This is a genomic window from Roseibium sp. AWQ4_254, assembly GCF_056161025.1.
In genome coordinates, this window is the sequence record NZ_JBSWYH010000006.1 from 53,625 (window position 1) to 71,215 (window position 17,591).

Here is a 17,591-nt window from a genome sequence, read left to right on the forward strand (position 1 = left end):
GCGGACGCAAGAAGACAAGGGCCAATCCCGCCAGAATCAAGCCGACAAAGCCGTTTAGGGGAGCGCCGCCAGCGCCTGTCAGCTGCGCGTTTCCAGGATCAGCTTGGGTTCCGCCTTGTCCTCGTCGATCAGGCTGCACTTGAACCGCTTTTTCTTGGTCTGGCCATTGAGGATATTGACCGGAACCGACAGGGGCACATCCGAGGCCTGTTTGGCCGCGCCCAGAAGCGACTGAAAGCTGTCCGCATGCAGCAGCACCTCCGTCACAGGCTGGACGTCCAGGCTTTCCGGGGTCAGGTGATAGGTCTTCATAGCCGCCTTGTTGGCTGCGATGATCATGCGCGACTGGACATTGATGACCAGAATGGGCGCACTGCAGATTTCAAACACCTTGGCGAAATCAACATCACCGCCCACATGACCTGCGGAAAACAAGACCCCGCCGACAGATCCGCCGACGCGGAAATACATGGCGTCGTAGTTAAGTTCGAGACTGTCACTGGTGGCCAGAAGAAACTTGCCCCGCCCAGTCGCGCTGGCCTGGCGGGTCAGAGCGGCCAGAGCCAGGGAGACGATGGTCCGGCCTACCCGGTTCTGGATATGGGCAATGTTCCGCCCCAGGATCAGCCGGGCATCCTCGATCTGGAAACTCTTCAAAAAGCCGTCGCTGGCAAAGCGCACATAGCCGAAATTGTCGATCAGAAGCACAACCCGGGTGGAGGAGGCGACGAAGTGTTGCAGGATCGGCGCCAGCCCGAGCACAACCTTGCCCGGATTGTCATCACTCTCGCCAATGGAGGGAAAGCAGATGGCCAGAATGCGCCCGTCCGGCAGCTCATAGCGGTAGGCCACAATCGGAATGCCGGGGATACGGTGATCCGGCCCGCCGCCCACGTCGAACGGCCCCGACTGGCCGTCCCGTATGGCCCCTTGCACAAGCCGCAGAATGGTCTTCCGGTCTTCCGGCGACAAATGCCGGAGGGCTTCATTGGAAGGGGCTTCCTGAAGGTCTTTGACTTCGCTGCTGAAGCTCTGGCTGCCGACCTCATGCCACAAGATGGTCTTGCGGCTGATATCAGCGATAAAAAACTGCAGCCCGGCCAGAGAGAGGGCCGGACCTTCCTTGTCCCCCTTATAGGGTTCCAGAACCTTTTGTGCTGGCTCCGGAGCGTCACCGGTGTCTGCTGGCTTTTGGGCTAAGGCGCGCTGCGCCGTGTTGACTGTCATTCCCTGCCCGACCTGTATGAAACGTGATCTCCCGGAGATAAATCATGCCGCGAAAAAGCAAATAAAGATTAAAACCTGAGGCGAAAATCAGCACGACCGGTAGCCTGTCACCGCCCAGAAACGCTGATGTCTTGAGTATTCCAGCACTGTCCGGCCTGGCGAAAATGCCTCAAAATTGTCACGAAATTTCGCAGCTATGCCCGAATGCAGTCGGCCTGGAGGCTCAATTTTCCATCAGTCTGGATTTTGGAAAGACGATGGAGGTCCCCATGCGCCATTGGACATCGACGGCCAATCATGTTGGCGAAACTCAGCCAGGCTTCGGCCCGGCGCTGCTGTTCCTGGCGGCAGCGGCTCTTTTGACCCTGATGTCTTTGGCCGAAGCGCCGGCCGCCGCCCTTCCCCTTGTCGCCTTTCTGGCCATGGCCGGAGCGACCCGTAGTTTGGGCCTGCGTCTTTGTAACGACCTGGTCCACGCCGGCAGCACCGGCGCATCAAGACCTCAAGACGGTCGCGCAACTTCAGCCAACCGGTCCACGGTCTGGCCTGCGGGAGTGCCTGGAACAAAGAACTAAGAGCCCTTCCTGGGCGCTGCACCCCAGGAACCGGCTCCAGATCCCAGAGAGAGAGAGAGACGGCTGACGAATGACAATGGCAGACCTGAAATCCACGCCCCACCGCAAGGACAACGACCGCAGCACCATAATGCGGGACGCCAAACCCCTCTTGCAGGCCATCTTCCTGGGCATTGTATTGGCCAGCGGGCTCGTCGCCGCCGCCGCGCTCGCCAATTCCGACACAGGCAAGGAAATCAGCCGGCACAACCCGTTCCAGAACCGTCTGACCTATGACACCGGGCATTCGGCCACGCCAAATGGCGTCTTTTGAAGCACACACATCCGCAGGACTGCAGCGCACTCCAAGACACAAAACCCCGGCAGAGAGACACCGGGGTTTTGTTTTTTATTGTTGTTCCAGACCGCTGGGGCCAGACGTGCGGTTTCCCTTCAGGCGGCCAGGTGGACCGAGGTCCTGAAAAGGGCGCTGTTGGCAGCGACAATGGCAACGGCATTCATGCGGTTTTTCGCGCCGAGACGTGTAATCGCATTGCGGATATGAACCTTTACGGTGGCCGTTGAGACACCAAGGTCATAGGCAATCTGCTTGTTCACCTTGCCCTCACACAAAAGCAGCAGGATTTCCAGCTGCCGCTGAGTGAGACGGTCACAGACACTTAGCGGCCGCTGACCGCTGGTGGCAGAAGCGGCATGCGCAAGGGAACCAGCCTTGGTGTCGAGGGCAACATGAACAGTCATCTCGGGGTCCAACTTGTAGCGTTTCCAATTTTTATGGACCGACTTTCCCTCAATCGCATCATGTTGTAAAATGTTAAAAAGCGTACTGAATATTGCTAAATTTTAGCAATTGACCAATGGACCGCCATGAACAGGAAGCTCTATTCCGGCCACACCTTGCGCCAGATCCGAACCGATCTCGGCCTGTCCCAGACCGACTTCGCCAAGAAAATCGGCCTGTCCACCGCCTATGTGAACCAGATCGAAAACAACAACCGTCCTGTCACCGCCTCGGTGCTGATCACGCTCAACCGGACCTTCGGCATTGATCTGGCCGCCTTTGAGAAGAACGATCTCGACCGGCTGGTGCAGGATCTGGAAGAGGTGTTCGCCGACACGCAGTTTCACAATGCAGATGTCAGCCGGCAGGAAATCCAGGAGCTGGTCACCCGCGCCCCTTCCGTCACGCGGGCGATCATGGATCTTTATGGCGCCTTACGCGGCTATCACGACCGGGACGTGCTGGAAGATGACCTGGTTCAGATGAGTGGCGCCGAGGACCAGGGCACAGGCGTCCAGAAGTCCGCCTATGACGAGGTCCGTGACTATTTCCACTATACGGACAACTATATCGACAGCCTTGACCGGGCCGCCGAGAAGCTCTCCTATGAGATCAGCCTGCACACTTGCCAGAGCAAGTTTGACCGGCTGACCGCCTGGCTGCGCAAACGGTTTGACATCACCGTAGACCAGACCCTCGACGATCCGGACACCTTGATCCGGCACCAGGATTATACGCGGACCATCTCGATCTTCCGGGCCATTCCTCAATCCACCAAGAACTTCCTGCTCGGCTCCGTCATCGCCGAATTGTGCGTGAGGGACCTGATCGGCGAAGAAGTCAAACGCGCCAATTTCCGGAGCGGGTCCGCGCGCAGCATCGCCACACTCGCCTTGCGCAACTATTTTTCCGGCGCCCTGCTGCTGCCCTATGACGACTTCCTGCGCACAGCCACAAAATGCCGGCACGACATCCAGTTTCTCGCCAACCACATGGATGCCAGCATCGAGACCGTCTGCCACCGGCTATCGACCCTGCAGCGCCCCGGTGCAAAGGGACTGCCGTTCTATTTCGTCAAGATTGACCGGGCCGGAAATGTCGTCAAACGACACAGCGCCACACGCTTTCAATTCGCGCGGTTCGGCGGCTCCTGCCCGCGCTGGAACGTGCATCAGGCCTTTGAGCAGAATTCAGGAAAATTCACAGCCCAAGTCGCCCAGATGCCCGACGGCGTCGAATATCTCTCGATTGCCACCAGCATCACCAAACACCAGGCCGATTACCATACGGGCGAGCGCCGCTATGCCCTCGGGCTCGGCTGCGAGGTGAAATATGCCGATGCGATTGTCTATGCGGACGGGCTGGCGGTGACCGAAACGGCCTCGCCCGAGCCCATCGGCGTCAACTGCCGGATCTGCCCCAGAGATGACTGCGACCAACGCGCCTTTCCCGCGATCGGCAAGGAGCCCTTCATCGATCCCGCTCAGCGCGGTATCCTTCCTTACCGGGTGAAGGAAGCCGAGCAAAAAACACTCGGGAAAATGGACGGCTGAACGTCCTTGACCCAAACGGAGACTCTAGCGCACGTCTGCCGGAAGCATCACCTCTGCCAGACGGACCGCCGCCGAAACCCCATCGACAACCGGCACCCGAAATTCCCGGGACAGCGCGCCGGCCAGACCAGCCATGCCCGCACAGCCAAGGGCAATCGCCCCGGCGCCATCCTTTTCAACGGCTGCGGCGATTTCACCGCGCAATTTACCTAAGGTTGCCTCGCTGGCCTCTTCCAGTTCCAGGACCGGAATGTCGGAGGCCCGCACGCTTGCGCAGCGCGGGGCAAGGCCCTGGACCTGCAGATTGTGCGTCAGAACAGGCAAGGAGACCGAGAGGGTCGTCACAACGGAAAACCGCTCCGCCTGCAGCGCGGCCAGGTGATAGGCCGCCTCCCCGATCCCCAGAACCGGAATGGACAGCGACGCCTTGAGATCCCAGAGCCCGGTGTCATCGAAACAGGCAATCACCAGTGCATCATAGCGCTGGCCGGAGGCGAGCGCTTCCCCCACCAGCGCAAACAGTCCGGGCAATGCCGCAGCCCCATCTTCCGGACCCTGAATGGCGGCGGGTCCCGACGGCGGATTGATGGCCGTAATCCGCGTGCCTGGCCCCGCCGCCGCTCGGGCGGCCTCCCCGATCTTGCCGGTCATGGAAACCGTTGTGTTCGGGTTGATGATCAGGATGTGCCGGCTGCCAGGCGCCCCAACCATCTCAGACCAGCCCTTTGCCCGCATCCGATCCCTGGCGTGCCTGCCGCCGGCGCAACAGCGCAAAGCCGGTCAGGAACGACCCGATGATCAGAAGCGAAAACACGGTGGTCAGCGTGCCGAGCGCATAGAGAACAGGCGACGTGACATTGGTGGTCATGCCGTAGATCTCAAGCGGCAGCGTGTTGTAGGACCCGCTGGTCAGAAGCGTTCTGGCAAATTCATCATAGGACAGCGTGAAGCCGAACAGGGCGACCCCGATCAGCATGGGCGCGATGATCGGCAGCACCACATGCCGCACGGTCTGCCAGGAGCTGGCCCCAAGGTCGCGCGCGGCTTCCTCATAGGATTTGTTAAACCGGTTGAAGACGGCAAACATGATCAGCAAGCCAAAGGGCAGCGTCCAGGTCAGCTGCGCTCCGAAGCCGGAGGTCGCCCAGTGCACTTCCCAGTCCAAAATGTTGAAGATCAGACCCACCCCGAGCGAGACCAGAATGGAGGGAATGATCAGACTGGCCACGATAATGTAAAACAGCAGGCTGGATCCGCGGAACCGGTTGCGGAACGCCATGCCGCCCATCACCGAGACCACAACAGTGACCAGCATAACCATAAGCCCCAGTGCAAGGGAGCGCCGGAACGACCCCCAGATGTCGCCAACCGCCTGCTCCTGAAACAGGTCATAGAACCAGTGCAGCGACACCCCGTTCATGGGGAAGGTCAGCCCGCCATTCGGCCCCTGGAAGGACAGAATGCCGATGGTGACCACGGGCCCATAGAGAAACAGCAGGAACAGGGCAAAAAAGGCAGCGAGCACATAAAAGGAGCGGCTTCGTTTTTCCATTCTCACAGCTCCTTCCGAATGTCGACAAAGCGCATCATGATGCCGATCATCAGCAGCACGGTGCACAGGAGCACGACGGAAGACGCCGCTGCAGCCGGGTATTGCAGCAGAGAAATCTCGTTGGAAATGATCCGCCCTACCGATGCGCTCTGGCCGCCCGACATGTGCCGGACGGTGATGAAATCGCCCATAACCAGCGTGACCACAAAAATCGAGCCGATCATGATGCCCGGTTTTGCCAGCGGCAGGACCACATTCACAAGGATCTGAAATCCGCTTGCGCCCGCATCCCGCGCAGCTTCGATCAGGGATTTGTCGATGCGCATCATGGTGTTGAAGATCGGCACGACCATGAACAGCGCATAAAGATGCACAAAGGCCAGAACCACGGCAAAGTCGGAATAGAGCAGCCACTCCAGCGGCGCGTCGATCACTCCGAGTTCAAGCAAGGTGGAATTGGCAATGCCGTTGCGCCCCAGAAACGGGATCCAGGAAATCATCCGGATGATGTTGGAGGTCCAGAACGGTATCGTGCACAGCAAGAACAGCGCGATCTGCATGGGCAGGGTGCGCACATGAAAGGCCAGGAAATAGGCCACCGTGAAGCCGATGGCGGTGCAGAACACCCAGGTCAAAGCCATGAATTTCATGGTCTTCAGATAGGTTTTCCAGGTGACCGGGGATGTCAGGTGGAAGACATAGTTCTCGAAGATGAAGTCGGGAAAAAACGACCACTCGTTGTAGTTCCAGAAGCTGACCACAACGATGATCGCGATTGGCAGCAGCAGAAACAGCCCCAGAATGCCGACCAGCGGTGTGACCAGCAGCCAGCTCACACGCTCCGCCCGTTGTGCCGGATCAAGGCGGCGGCGGGCCGGTTTGGCCGGACCGGACGAGGGGGCCCCTGCCCGGCTGTCCGCCGGGCAGGTTTCGACATGCGCTTTTGTCATGCTGCGATGAACTCGTTCCATTTGCGGACCATGTATCGGTTTTCGTCCATGACCGCGTTCCAGCAGGCCACAGCACCCATGCGGTCGTAGAAGGAGCCGCCATCGCGCACGGCACCGGCTTTTTCCATGACATCTCCAAACGGGTTGACGATGTCCTCGGTCGCCGCCTTGCCCTCGAACCAAAAGCCCCATTCATTGTCGGACATGTAGTTCTTGGAGGTTTCCGGCACGGCGGAATAGTAGCCCTGACGCATCAGGAAGCCGCCGACCCAGCCGTCGAGATACCAGTTGATATATTCGTAGGCCGCCTCCAGCTCCAGGCCGGACAGGTTCTTGGACAGGCCCAAACCGCCGCCCCAGGACCGGTAGCCTTCCTTCAGGGGCTGATAGACACAGGGGATACCCTTGGAACGCACAGCGGTGATCGCCGGGGACCACATGGACTGGATAACCACTTCGCCGGACGCCATCAGGTTGACGCTTTCGTCAAACGACTTCCAGAACGCGCGGAACTGGCCATTCTTCTTGGCTTCGGTGAAGATCGCCATGGTCTTGTCGATCTCTTCGCGGGTCATGTTGCCCTTGTCGCCATATTTGATTTCACCCATGGCCTCACAGACCATAGCCGCATCCATGATACCGATGGAGGAAATGTCGAGAATGGACGCCTTGCCTTTGAATTCCGGGTTCAAAAGTTCCGTCCAGCTTTCAATCGGACGGCCGATCAGGTCCGGCCGGATGCCAAGCGTATCGGCGTTGTAGATGGTCGGGATCAGGGTCATCCAGCCGGTTTCTTCCGTGGCAAAGGTTTTGCCGTCCGGCCCATCGACGAAGCCGACCGTGTGCGGGGCCGTGCCCTGGGCGATGGTGGACTCAGGCGTCAGCTTGCCGTTTTTGAAAATGCCGACGATCTTGTCGTAATTCTTGATCTTGGACGTATCCATCGGCTGCAGGTTGCCCGCACCCCAGACCTTTTTGCAGATCCAGTATTCAATGTCGGCAATGTCGAAGCTTTTCGGCTGGGTGGCCGCCCGCTGGGTGACGCTGTCACTGTCGAGCGCGGTCATTTCCAGTGTGAAGCCGAGATCTTCCTTCACCTTCGTGGCGACTTCATTCAGGTTCGACACCCCGGTTCCGAACTGGCGCAGCGTGACGTCCTTGATATTCTGCGCCCAGATGGTCGGAAATCCTGTCATGGCTCCGGAGCCAAGCGCGGCGCCGGCAGCCGCCGCACCGCCCTTCAGGATGCTGCGGCGGCTGACGCCCTTCCCGTTTTTCATATCTGTCATGACTGTTACTCCTCGTCCCTTTGAAGGTTGTGCCCTTGTCCCGGGCAGTACGGCAGCGCTCAAGCCGCCAGATTGTGCGCATCTTCCGGCTTCCAGGAGAGGAAGACGGTCGCGCCAATTTCGATCGGATCGTTGAAAAAGATCTGGTCCGGCAGGGCTGCGGTCAGATCTCCCAGAGCGGGTGAGCTGACGGCCACATTCACCGAAGAGCCGAGATATTCCACATCGCGGACACTGGCCTCATAACTGCCACTTGCGCCTCTCGACGTTTCGACACTCAGACGGTCGGCACGGACGGCGACAGCCCCCCCGTCCACCTGGAGCACATTGTGCCCCCCGATGAAGCGTGCGACGAATTCCGTTTCCGGCGTATTGAAAACGTCCTTGGGCGGTCCGGCCTGCTCGATATGGCCACCATTCATGACGATGATATCATCTGCCAGCGCCAGGGCCTCATCCTGGGAATGGGTAACATGAATGAAGGAAATGCCGAGACCCCGCTGCAAGCGCTTCAACTCCAGCCGCATCCGGATGCGCAAAAATGGATCAAGCGCCGACAGGGGCTCATCCAGCAGCAGGACGGAGGGTTCGGTGATCAAGGCCCGCGCCAAAGCCACCCTCTGCTGCTGGCCGCCGGACAGCTGGGACGGCAGCCGCCCCGCATAATCCACCATGTCGACCAGCTCCAGGCGCTCCAGCGCCCGCGAGCGCCGGGTGGCCTTGTCCACGCCGCGCATTTTCAAGGAAAACGCCACATTATCGGCCACACTCAAATGGGGAAACAGGGCATAATTCTGGAACATCATCGCCGTACCGCGCTTGGCTGGCGGCAAATCCGTGATGTTCTGCGCTCCCAGCAGAATATCTCCGTCGCTGACATGTTCATGACCTGCAATCATGCGCAGGGTCGAGGACTTGCCGCAGCCGGACGGTCCAAGCAGGCAGGAATAAGTCGCCGCCTTGAACCGGTGATTGATCGCATCAACGGCAATGGTGCCGCCATAGCGCTTGGTTGTTGCAACAAGTTCGAGATTTTCAGTCTTGGCCATGAACACACTCTTGGAACCGCAGTATCCCGAGCGTGTTTGCACGTCGCGTGCCAATCTAAAAAAAACGCCGTTTCTTGCGATTTCGAACCTTTAGCGCCACCAGTGACCCCAATTTCGTGCGCAAAAAATAGTCAATTTACATACAGCCTGACCAAAAATTGTATACGATCTGATTTGCGATCGAACACAGTGACCTGTATAAATTTCTAGAATACCTTTCACCTGATCCTGTTCCACCCAATGATATTCAAATGGTCAGATCACTGACAGATCCTTCCGGCTTTGGAGCCGCTGCGACGGACGAGACCTTTCAGCTCCCGCCGGGCCGCACACTCGATATTTGCCTGAAACTGCATACGGCCATTCTGGAACACCGGCTTGCCCCGGGCATGAAACTGTCGGAGGACGAAGTCGGTGAGATTTACGGGGCCAGCCGGACCGTCGTGCGCGCAGCGCTGCAGGCGCTCGCCCATTCCGGCCTGGTGACGATTGCCCGTAACAGGGGCGCCTTTGTTTCCCGCCCCAGCATTCGCGAAGCCCAGGAAGTGTTCGAGGCCCGCGCCCTGATCGAGCCACGGATTGCCCGGCTTGCCGCCGAGGCGGTCAAGGCGCCGGATCTGAAAAAGCTGAAACAGCATATGGATGCGGAACATGCCGCACTGGCCTCCGGCGACAAGGGCAAGGCGCTTGCCCTTTCCGGCGCGTTTCATATTGCCATTACCGAGATCGCGGACCAGCAGGTTCTGTCACATATGGTGCGCTCTCTCATCTCCCGCTCGTCGCTGATCATCGCTCTTTACTGGCGCCGGGCCGACACAACGTGCGAGAGCCACGCCCACCATGCCCTGCTGAAAGCCTTTGCCGACAAGGACGGCGCTGCGGCGGAAGAGATCCAGAAAAGCCACATCATCGACCTGCATTCCGGCCTGGACCTGCGCGAAGCAAAACAGCCCAACTCCTCGCTCGCCGATGCGCTGAAAGCCGGCTGACATCCTGTGCCAGCACCCAAAGCGCCGGGCTCCGGTAAGGGGCCACGGCCAAGATTTATGGCCCAAAGTGTGTGGCCCCAGGGGCGAAGCCAAAAGGGCGCGGAGCGCAGCCCCCCGCGGGCTTAACGGCACGTCCAATCACGCAGCTTGAGTGGAAAAGAGGACCCGGGCCCACGCCTGTCGCGTGAGCACCGGGTCTGAAGTGCCCGGTCCGCCCCGGTAGCCGACATTCCTGTCTTTGCCCGCCCCAAAAAAAGCGCAAAACGCTTCCCCGTGAAACGTAAATACCTTAGGGGCCCGATAGGGTTTGATGCGGGTCAAGGACAGAAAAAATTTCGTCGGACAAGTAAAGCAAGAGCGGTATGCCCCTGCAAGAGACTTTGCCAGGGCGACGTTCACCTGTCCGTCAATTAACTCGATCCGAGTTTAAATATAAGAATTTCCGTGGATAACCTTGGGGAAAGTTTCGAGATGGCGAATGAAAAGGAAATCGCTTGATGACCATTGCCAACAGAGAAATCAGGACCGATAAAGAAATGGCAGGAATGTCGGAGGCGGCCATGGAACTGAACCTTTCTCTTTCGGCGGATACGATCCGCATGCTCGTACAGAAAACACGCGCGGCCGCATCTGTGATGCGCGACACATTCGAGGATGGCCATGAGGGCGAGGTTGAATTTGATGCCGAAACGCTTGAGGAAGGCCACAATCACGACGGCCTGGCCGAAGAAGAAAATGACGACCTGTCCGATGAGGAAGTGCGCGAGCTGATCGAAGACCTCAACGTGGATGAAGCTGCCGAACTGGTGGCGGTTGCCTGGATCGGCCGCGGCGATTTTGAGGCCGAAGATTTTGCCCAGGCCACCAACGAAGCCCGCGAACGCGCTGTCGGCTCGACCGCCACCTACCTGCTTGGGATTCCCCTTCTTGCCGACTATCTGGAAGCCGGGCTCGACGCTCTGGATCTCTAGAGTCCAGCCCTTGGGCTGGCAGAAGCGTTCGTCCGGACTGCAGTGAGAGACCGGCACTGGAGACAGAAGAAAGGTCTTGTCTTCCGGTACCTGCGTTAAAATACGGTCCCCGGCATCACATAGGTTGAAGTCAAGATCCGTTCCGCATGTCAGGAGCAGTCCTTTTTGTGGCGCTTCGAAAAGAAATGCCCCCCCATCACACTCAATGGCGCATTTCAGGTGGTCACCACCCGGTGCGCAAAACACATCGGTTTTCCGGGCCAGTCTCTTTCCTGGTGCAGGTCGTGACCTGGAAAAGCCACGGCATGAGAGCGTTCCGCGGTGTCGCGCGACCTGGACAATGCGCCACATCGCCCTGCGACACGCACCTTGCTGAACGCTCTCATGTCGCAGTCGAATAGGGCCTCATACCAACCTCAATAGATAGAAAGGGCTGGCGTCTGGCCCCTCCGTGGCTCGCCCTATATCTGCCCCCATCCGTGATGGAAACCCCACACCCCGGAACAAACCGCCCTGGCACACAAGCCTGCGGCCCGCAGAGAAGGAAAGCGGCCTCGGGCTGCCCCCTCCGAGCAGTAGATAACGCTCCGCATCCAATAGGTTGCAAAGGTCAACAGGCAAGACGTTGTTTTGTCGGATACTCCACACCTGAATGTTTTTCTTGGGAAAACAAAAGCGGAGACCATTTCTGATCTTTTCGAAGACCACAATTTGTCTCACTGTCGCCCCACTTCATGGTGGTAGGGAGTTGAGGGCAATGCTGCAAGATCCAGCGAACCGCGATGCGTTTACCGCACACCGTCCGTCTCCATGGCCCTATGTGGGCGCTATGATCGGGGCGACCGCTCTGATTACGGGCTTGGTCATGGCCTTTGGCAGCTGATACCGGGCACAGCATTTCAAGCGCCTGTTCCTGTAGCGCTCAAGCGCGGGGCAGCCCCGGCCCGGAGAAATGGGGAATGCCCATTCAGGCACCTTTTTGCTGCCGCCCGGGTTACGTCCCCAATACCCATCGCAACTGATAGGGTCCGTTCAGATGGGTCTCTATCACTTGAGTTGGGTATGTCCCCTGCTTTCATGCGGCCTTGAGTGCATGCCGCCCCGCCCAGAAGATAGCCTTTTTTCGCTGTTCGGGACCGGAAACCTGCCAGGGTTCCCGCACTCTCACGCCATGAAAAGACCCATTTCGTCTGCGACCTGACAGCGTGTTATAAATCCGTCCCTGAGAGCAAGGCGCATCGTATCGGGTTTGCCTTTCGCTGCCTGAAATCACAGGTTTCAACGCGAAAGACAAAACGGTTTGAATCCATATGAACGCGGCATGCTTGAGCCCACAGATCAGGAAAACCTGAATATGCCAACAACACGTTTGGCCGTGCCGGATCTGGCCCGCGGTCTCGCCGTCGTTGCCATGGTGATCTATCACCTGTCCTGGGATCTTTACTGGTTCGCCTTTGTCGACTGGCCGGTCGCGCAAGGGCCGGGCTGGCGCGCCTTTGCGGCCATGATTGCAGGCAGCTTCCTGTTTCTAGCCGGGTTCAGCCTTGATCTTGCTCATCACCGGTCTCTCCGCTGGCACGCCTTCTGGCGCCGTTTTGCAGTGATTGCGACGGCAGCCGCTGCCGTCTCGCTAGTCACCTCCTTTACATTCGGCAGTAGCTATGTCCGCTTCGGCATCCTGCATTGCATCGCCGCCAGCAGCCTCATCGCCTTGCCCTTTCTGCGCTGGCAGCTCCTGCCAGCGCTGGCAGGTGCCGTGTTCTTTCTGACCCTGCCTTTCTGGGCAAGCTCGTTTATATTCAATGGCCAGCTCTGGCTCTGGACCGGACTGGGCACTCCGGACTTTGGCAGTGTCGACTATGTGCCCCTTGCCCCCTGGACCGGTGTCTGCCTGTCCGGGCTGGCCGCCTCCAAAGCCTGCAGGCGCTTGGCTCTCTGGGACAAGATTTCAGCGCTCGCGTTTGAGGGCAAGGCGGGCCGCAGCATCCGCTTTCTCGGCCGGCATTCCCTGCCGATCTATCTGCTGCATCAGCCGCTGCTTTATGGCCTTGTCTGGAGCCTGTCCCTGCTCGCCCCGCACCATGACCGGGCCGCAGATGCTTTTGTGCAGAACTGCTCGGCCAGCTGCCAGGACACGCTGGGAGCGCCGGATATCTGCGAAGAGGCCTGCAGTTGCACCCTCTCCTTTCTGGAAGCCGACGGCACCTGGACCCTGCTGACATCAGACCCCGCCAATCAGAACCTCAGATCCCGCATGAACGAGCAGTACAAGGCCTGCCTGGCCGACCCCGCCATGCGGCCGCCCATTGTCGACTGATATCAACCTCAATAGATAGAAACCCATCTGATGGCGCTTGTCCGGATTGGCCGGCAAGGCGCGTTGCGCAGGACGGCCTGGTTGGCCGTTCAAGCGGCGCAACGCAGTCCGGCGGGCCGGAGCAGGCCACCGAGGCCGTGTTTGAGGACTGTTCAGCTGCGTCCCAGGTTTTGAACGATAAACCATATCGCCCTGCAACCGGCTCCTTGCCGAACAGTCCCCAAACACGGTCAGATCGGTTCCTATCTATTGAGGTTGGTATGAGCTGGGCTTTAAAAGGAGTCCAGATGCGACAGCGCCCGATCCCGCCGCAACCGCGCAAAGGTGCGGAAATCAGTCTTGGCACTGCCCTTCATGAGTTGCTCATAGGCCCAGAGCGCGGAGACCGTATCCGCCAGGGCCTTCATCAGGGTAAGTCCGAGTGGTGCCGGGACCTGCCCGCCGCCCGACCGGTACCCGGCCAGAAACCGTTGTTCCTCCGCTTCAGAAAAGCCATGCTCCAGAGCCGCATAGGCCAGGTCCCAGGCCGGGTCCGCCATTCCGGAGTACTCCCAGTCGATCAGCCACAGGGCCTTCCCGCTCGAAAGGCAGTTCCCCGGTGAAAGGTCTCCGTGACTAGGCACGAGGATCAGCCCACCGTCTTCTTCTCTTTTGTCTTCCGCTTTCAGGCGGACCTCCCGCAGCGCTCTGACAAGCGGAGCGATATCTGCCGATAAATCGGAGAATGGTGCAAGGCTCTCGATCTGCCGGTCTATGACGACATCGGGCGCCAGCCTGCCCTGGAACGGAACACCGGAGCCATGCAAACACGCCAGAACCGCCCCCAGCCGAACCGGCAGTTCAAGACCGGAAGCTTCCTGCGGCTCAATAGCCTGCGTCAGCAAAATTCCCGCTTCCGGACTGCAAAATAGCGGCGGCAAGGCAATCCCAAGAGCCACGGCCTGACAGATATTCTGCGCCTCAGCAAACCGGTCCACCATTCCGGCCGTTTCGGCCCGGGGCAAGCGCAAAAAGAACGCGCCCCTTTCCGACGTCAAACGGTAGACCCGGTTGCTCAATCCGGCCTGGGGCACTGCTGCTTCGACAAACCCGCATGTCTGCGCAAGCTCTGGATAGCTCTCAAACGCGGAAAGCAAAGCGGCAGACACACCGTCTGGTATTTTGGTATCGAAATATGGCACAAGCGCCGTGCTTCAATTCTTTACAAAAAGGTCAGACCCCGTGTCCGACAGTCTGAAACCCCATATCACCATCACCTATTGCCGCCAATGCAATTGGCTGCTGCGCTCCGCCTGGATGGCCCAGGAGATCCTGAGCACCTTCTCAGAGGAGGTGGGCGCCGTTTCACTTGTGCCGGGAACCGGTGGAATCTTTACAATCTCCTGCAACGGGGACCTCTTGTGGGAGCGCAAGGTGGATGGTGGCTTTCCCGAGGCCAAGGTCCTAAAGCAAAGGTTGCGGGACCGGCTCTGGCCCGACCGGGATCTGGGACACGCCGACCGGCCCTCAGACTGACAACTTGGAGGGCCGGATAGGCGCTGCCTCCCACGATCTGAGCAAAGGAACTCTCCACTCAGGGCTTCTCCTATCCGCAACCCGGAAGTGCAAAATTTTTCAGCGGCCCCTAGGTAATTTGCACAAAAACTCAACTCTTTAAGCAAAGATATTTGAGGTTTCTTCGGCTCTTGTTAAAGATTTAAGATAAGACTCCTTCGCGCCTCAGGAATTCGGAGCCGTTGAATGAAGTCCTCTCCAAACCTCTCTGCGACCACCGGACCGCAGAGGTTCTTTTTTGACTGGTCGATCAAGAAGCAACTGCAGATTGGCTTTGGCGCCCTGCTGATTTGTACCATCGGTGTTGGTACGAGCGGCCTCATTGCCGCGCTTAAGGTGCAGGACTCCGTAACCACCGCCAAGACCGCCAACGAGCTTCTTGGCCGGGTTCCCGAACTCTTGACCACCGCACAGTCCTTTGGCCGGTCTGGGGCCGGCGAAGACGCGGCTCAGGTCCGGTCCAAGATTGCGGACCTCTCCGGCGACGTGGACCGGTTGGCAGCCACCGGCCTTGGCGCGGCGGCCAATCTGGGGACAATTGTTGCTGAGCTGAAAGACAGTTTCCGGACCTTGGAGCAGAACCGGGACAGCCGGGACAAGGCCATCGACCAGCTCGGCTCGCTGACAGAGACACTCGTGGGGACCACGGGCGCTGCAATTGCCGACTACAAGGCACTGGCAACCTACCGGTCTTCAATTGCCATCACCAATGAGGGCAAAATCACCAAGTTGTCCCAGCTCTCACCCCGGCTGGCAAACATGCGCCTTGCGGCCAAAGTGCTGGAACAGGAAGCCGCGCTCTTTGCCAAAACGCCGAACAAACAGACCGCAAAGCTTCTGACCGATCATGTCAAGGGGCTGGAAAAGGATGCCAAGGCCGTCCGGCGTGCTGTAAAGACCAAAGACATCAAGGCCAATGTCAAAAAGCTGACCAAGCAGGCAAAGGCTTTTGAAAAGCAGATCAAGGCCCAGCTCAAGAAGGGCGCTGTCAGCGATGAAGCCTGGACACAGAACCTCAAGCCCGCCGTTGACGGTCTGGCGGCCCTGGCGTCCACAATCGTGGCAGCGACTGAACAGCCGATCAAGGACCTGACCCAGGAACTGCGCCAGTTTGAGCGCGCCAGCGCGGATCTCCGGTTGATGTCGGATCAGACCCAGAGCATCGCCGCCAGCATCCTGGGCCTCAAAAGTTCCTATCTCGACTATCTGAACAGCGGCTCGCAGACTGCGGCCGAGTCGTTTGACACCTATCTGTCCAGCGCCAGCAGCCAGTTGGAAACGCTGGCCAGGCTGATGAACACCAGCCTCAAGGACAGTCAGGACAAGCTTCAGGACGACCTTCTGAATGGCCCGCTGAAAACGCTGGTCAGTGCCGGGCAGGACAGCCTGCCGCTATTGCAGGAAAGCTTTGCCAACGTGGCTTTGGCAACCCAGGAGCTTCAGACCCGTCAGGACGCCTTTTCCAAAGCAGCCGGAAGCTTGACAAAGGAGGCAGAAACGATCAGTGCCTCGTCCGGTGGTACCGCGGTAAACGGCGCAAAGGCGGCCCAACTCCAGATCATCATCTCTCTGGCGCTGGCGCTTGTGCTCGGCATCGCCTTTGTTCTGCTCCTGTCCAGCGCCATCATCCGTCCGATCCGCTCTTTGACGTCAGCCATGCAGAAGCTGGAAAAGGGTGACACGGATCAGACCATTGCTGCCACCCACCGGAGCGACGATGTCGGCCACATGGCCCGGGCTGTTGCCACATTCTGTGAGCGGGAAAAGGAACGCATGCGCCTGGAGGCCGAGACCTCGGCGCGCCAGCAGGACGTTCAGAAGCGCCAGCAGCGGGTGGATGCTCTGGTCTCCGAATTCCGCCAGGATATCGAGGCCGCCCTGTCAACCGTATCCGGCAACATGGAGCAGCTTGACCAAAATGCGGAAATTCTGTCGGAAATCGCCCGCACCACCAGCGGCAAGAGCGAAGATGTCAGCTCCGCCGCCAGCCAGGCCAACGACAATGTCCAGACCATTGCTGCTGCAACAGAAGAACTGAGCACCTCGGTTCAGGAAGTCGGCCGCCAGGTGGAAGCCACCTTGAGCCAAGTTCAGAGCGTGACGGACGCCACCCGGACCTCCAACGAACAGGTCAAGGGCCTGACGGCGGCGGCCGAACGGATCGGCCATGTGGTTCAGCTGATCCAGGACATTGCCGAACAGACCAATCTTCTGGCCCTCAACGCCACCATCGAGGCTGCCCGGGCCGGAGAAGCAGGCAAGGGCTTTGCCGTGGTGGCCTCTGAAGTGAAGTCCCTCGCCGGTCAGACCGCCAAGGCCACCGATGAAATTTCCAGCCAGGTCTCCGAGATTCAGGGCTCGACCAGTGCGGCCGTCCAAGCCATCAGCTCCATCATGGGCATGATGGAAGACGTCAATGACACCGCTGCAGCCATGGCCGCTTCCGTCGAACAGCAGGCCTCAGCCACGGAGGAAATCTCAACGGGTGTCGGCCGCGCTGCCGCCCAGACCAGCAGCGTGACGCAGACAATTGGCGATCTGTCTCAGGGGTCCAGCGAAACCAGCCGCTCTGCGCGGGATGTGGAGGATATCAGCGGCTCGGCGACACGGCAGCTGTCAGACGTCACCCACCGGATTGAACAGTTCCTGCAGGACGTGGCCGCCGCCTAGCGCACGATGCTCTAAAACAGCAAACATTGGCACCAGGCGGCTCCGCGCCGCCTCCTCACCTGCCGTTAATACATAGCGTCATTCCGGCGGCCACTCTCCTGAGCCTATGCCGCA

The 17,591-nt window shown here is 59.2% G+C and carries 17 protein-coding genes; 9 read left to right on the top strand and 8 right to left on the bottom strand.

Annotated features, from left to right (window positions below):
- Positions 1-78: 78 nt before the first annotated feature.
- A complete protein-coding gene (locus ACXAIC_RS06040) occupies positions 79-1,227 on the bottom strand; it encodes a hypothetical protein (protein ID WP_475174710.1) in 1,149 nt (382 codons plus the stop codon).
- Between the two features lie 269 nt (positions 1,228-1,496).
- Here ACXAIC_RS06040 and ACXAIC_RS06045 point away from each other — a divergent pair, with 269 nt between their 5' ends.
- Together ACXAIC_RS06045 and ACXAIC_RS06050 are read left to right on the top strand one after the other, a co-directional pair.
- The gene (locus ACXAIC_RS06045; protein ID WP_475174713.1) at positions 1,497-1,802 is read left to right on the top strand and encodes a hypothetical protein; all 306 of its coding nucleotides are present in this window, start codon (positions 1,497-1,499) and stop codon (positions 1,800-1,802) included.
- A 70-nt stretch (positions 1,803-1,872) separates the two neighbouring features.
- The gene (locus ACXAIC_RS06050) at positions 1,873-2,115 is read left to right on the top strand and encodes a hypothetical protein (protein ID WP_475174715.1); all 243 of its coding nucleotides are present in this window, start codon (positions 1,873-1,875) and stop codon (positions 2,113-2,115) included.
- Positions 2,116-2,234: 119 nt separating this feature from the next.
- On the opposite strand, the gene ACXAIC_RS06055 is transcribed toward ACXAIC_RS06050, so the two are convergent.
- Positions 2,235-2,543: a helix-turn-helix domain-containing protein gene (locus ACXAIC_RS06055; RefSeq protein WP_475174718.1), complete on the bottom strand. Its 309-nt coding sequence runs from the start codon at positions 2,541-2,543 to the stop codon at positions 2,235-2,237.
- A gap of 126 nt (positions 2,544-2,669) precedes the next feature.
- Here ACXAIC_RS06055 and ACXAIC_RS06060 point away from each other — a divergent pair, with 126 nt between their 5' ends.
- Positions 2,670-4,136 carry a helix-turn-helix domain-containing protein gene (locus tag ACXAIC_RS06060; RefSeq protein WP_475174720.1) on the top strand — a complete coding sequence of 489 codons (1,467 nt, stop codon included), beginning with the start codon at positions 2,670-2,672 and terminating at the stop codon, positions 4,134-4,136.
- A 24-nt stretch (positions 4,137-4,160) separates the two neighbouring features.
- Here ACXAIC_RS06060 and ACXAIC_RS06065 read toward each other — a convergent pair whose 3' ends face one another.
- From ACXAIC_RS06065 to ACXAIC_RS06085, 5 genes are read right to left on the bottom strand one after another with little or no spacing between them, the layout of a single operon-like run.
- Positions 4,161-4,847, bottom strand: coding sequence for an aspartate/glutamate racemase family protein (locus tag ACXAIC_RS06065; RefSeq protein ID WP_475174722.1), 687 nt, complete (start codon positions 4,845-4,847; stop codon positions 4,161-4,163).
- A gap of 1 nt (position 4,848) precedes the next feature.
- Positions 4,849-5,688, bottom strand: a complete 840-nt coding sequence (locus tag ACXAIC_RS06070; protein WP_475174723.1) for an ABC transporter permease — start codon at positions 5,686-5,688, stop codon at positions 4,849-4,851.
- Between the two features lie 2 nt (positions 5,689-5,690).
- Positions 5,691-6,638, bottom strand: coding sequence for an ABC transporter permease (locus ACXAIC_RS06075; RefSeq protein ID WP_475174726.1), 948 nt, complete (start codon positions 6,636-6,638; stop codon positions 5,691-5,693).
- A complete protein-coding gene (locus tag ACXAIC_RS06080; RefSeq protein WP_475174727.1) occupies positions 6,635-7,927 on the bottom strand; it encodes an ABC transporter substrate-binding protein in 1,293 nt (430 codons plus the stop codon). Before ACXAIC_RS06080 ends, ACXAIC_RS06075 begins: the two co-directional genes overlap by 4 nt.
- Before the next feature lie 59 nt (positions 7,928-7,986).
- Entirely contained in the window at positions 7,987-8,976 is a 990-nt protein-coding gene (locus tag ACXAIC_RS06085; RefSeq protein ID WP_475174728.1) for an ABC transporter ATP-binding protein, read from the bottom strand.
- Between the two features lie 251 nt (positions 8,977-9,227).
- Here ACXAIC_RS06085 and ACXAIC_RS06090 point away from each other — a divergent pair, with 251 nt between their 5' ends.
- The 4 genes from ACXAIC_RS06090 (at position 9,228) to ACXAIC_RS06105 (ending at position 13,253) form a co-directional block, all read left to right on the top strand.
- Positions 9,228-9,965, top strand: a complete 738-nt coding sequence (locus ACXAIC_RS06090) for a GntR family transcriptional regulator (protein ID WP_475174731.1) — start codon at positions 9,228-9,230, stop codon at positions 9,963-9,965.
- A 536-nt stretch (positions 9,966-10,501) separates the two neighbouring features.
- The gene (locus tag ACXAIC_RS06095) at positions 10,502-10,936 is read left to right on the top strand and encodes a DUF3775 domain-containing protein (protein ID WP_475174732.1); all 435 of its coding nucleotides are present in this window, start codon (positions 10,502-10,504) and stop codon (positions 10,934-10,936) included.
- 757 nt (positions 10,937-11,693) lie between these two features.
- Positions 11,694-11,819: a hypothetical protein gene (locus tag ACXAIC_RS06100; protein WP_475174735.1), complete on the top strand. Its 126-nt coding sequence runs from the start codon at positions 11,694-11,696 to the stop codon at positions 11,817-11,819.
- A 471-nt stretch (positions 11,820-12,290) separates the two neighbouring features.
- Positions 12,291-13,253, top strand: a complete 963-nt coding sequence (locus ACXAIC_RS06105) for a heparan-alpha-glucosaminide N-acetyltransferase (protein WP_475174737.1) — start codon at positions 12,291-12,293, stop codon at positions 13,251-13,253.
- A gap of 272 nt (positions 13,254-13,525) precedes the next feature.
- On the opposite strand, the gene ACXAIC_RS06110 is transcribed toward ACXAIC_RS06105, so the two are convergent.
- Positions 13,526-14,401: a phosphotransferase gene (locus ACXAIC_RS06110; RefSeq protein WP_475174739.1), complete on the bottom strand. Its 876-nt coding sequence runs from the start codon at positions 14,399-14,401 to the stop codon at positions 13,526-13,528.
- Between the two features lie 73 nt (positions 14,402-14,474).
- Here ACXAIC_RS06110 and ACXAIC_RS06115 point away from each other — a divergent pair, with 73 nt between their 5' ends.
- Together ACXAIC_RS06115 and ACXAIC_RS06120 are read left to right on the top strand one after the other, a co-directional pair.
- On the top strand, positions 14,475-14,768 hold the full coding sequence (locus ACXAIC_RS06115; RefSeq protein WP_475174741.1) for an Rdx family protein: 294 nt from the start codon (positions 14,475-14,477) through the stop codon (positions 14,766-14,768).
- A 225-nt stretch (positions 14,769-14,993) separates the two neighbouring features.
- Entirely contained in the window at positions 14,994-17,477 is a 2,484-nt protein-coding gene (locus ACXAIC_RS06120; RefSeq protein WP_475174743.1) for a methyl-accepting chemotaxis protein, read from the top strand.
- The last annotated feature ends 114 nt before the right edge of the window (positions 17,478-17,591 follow it).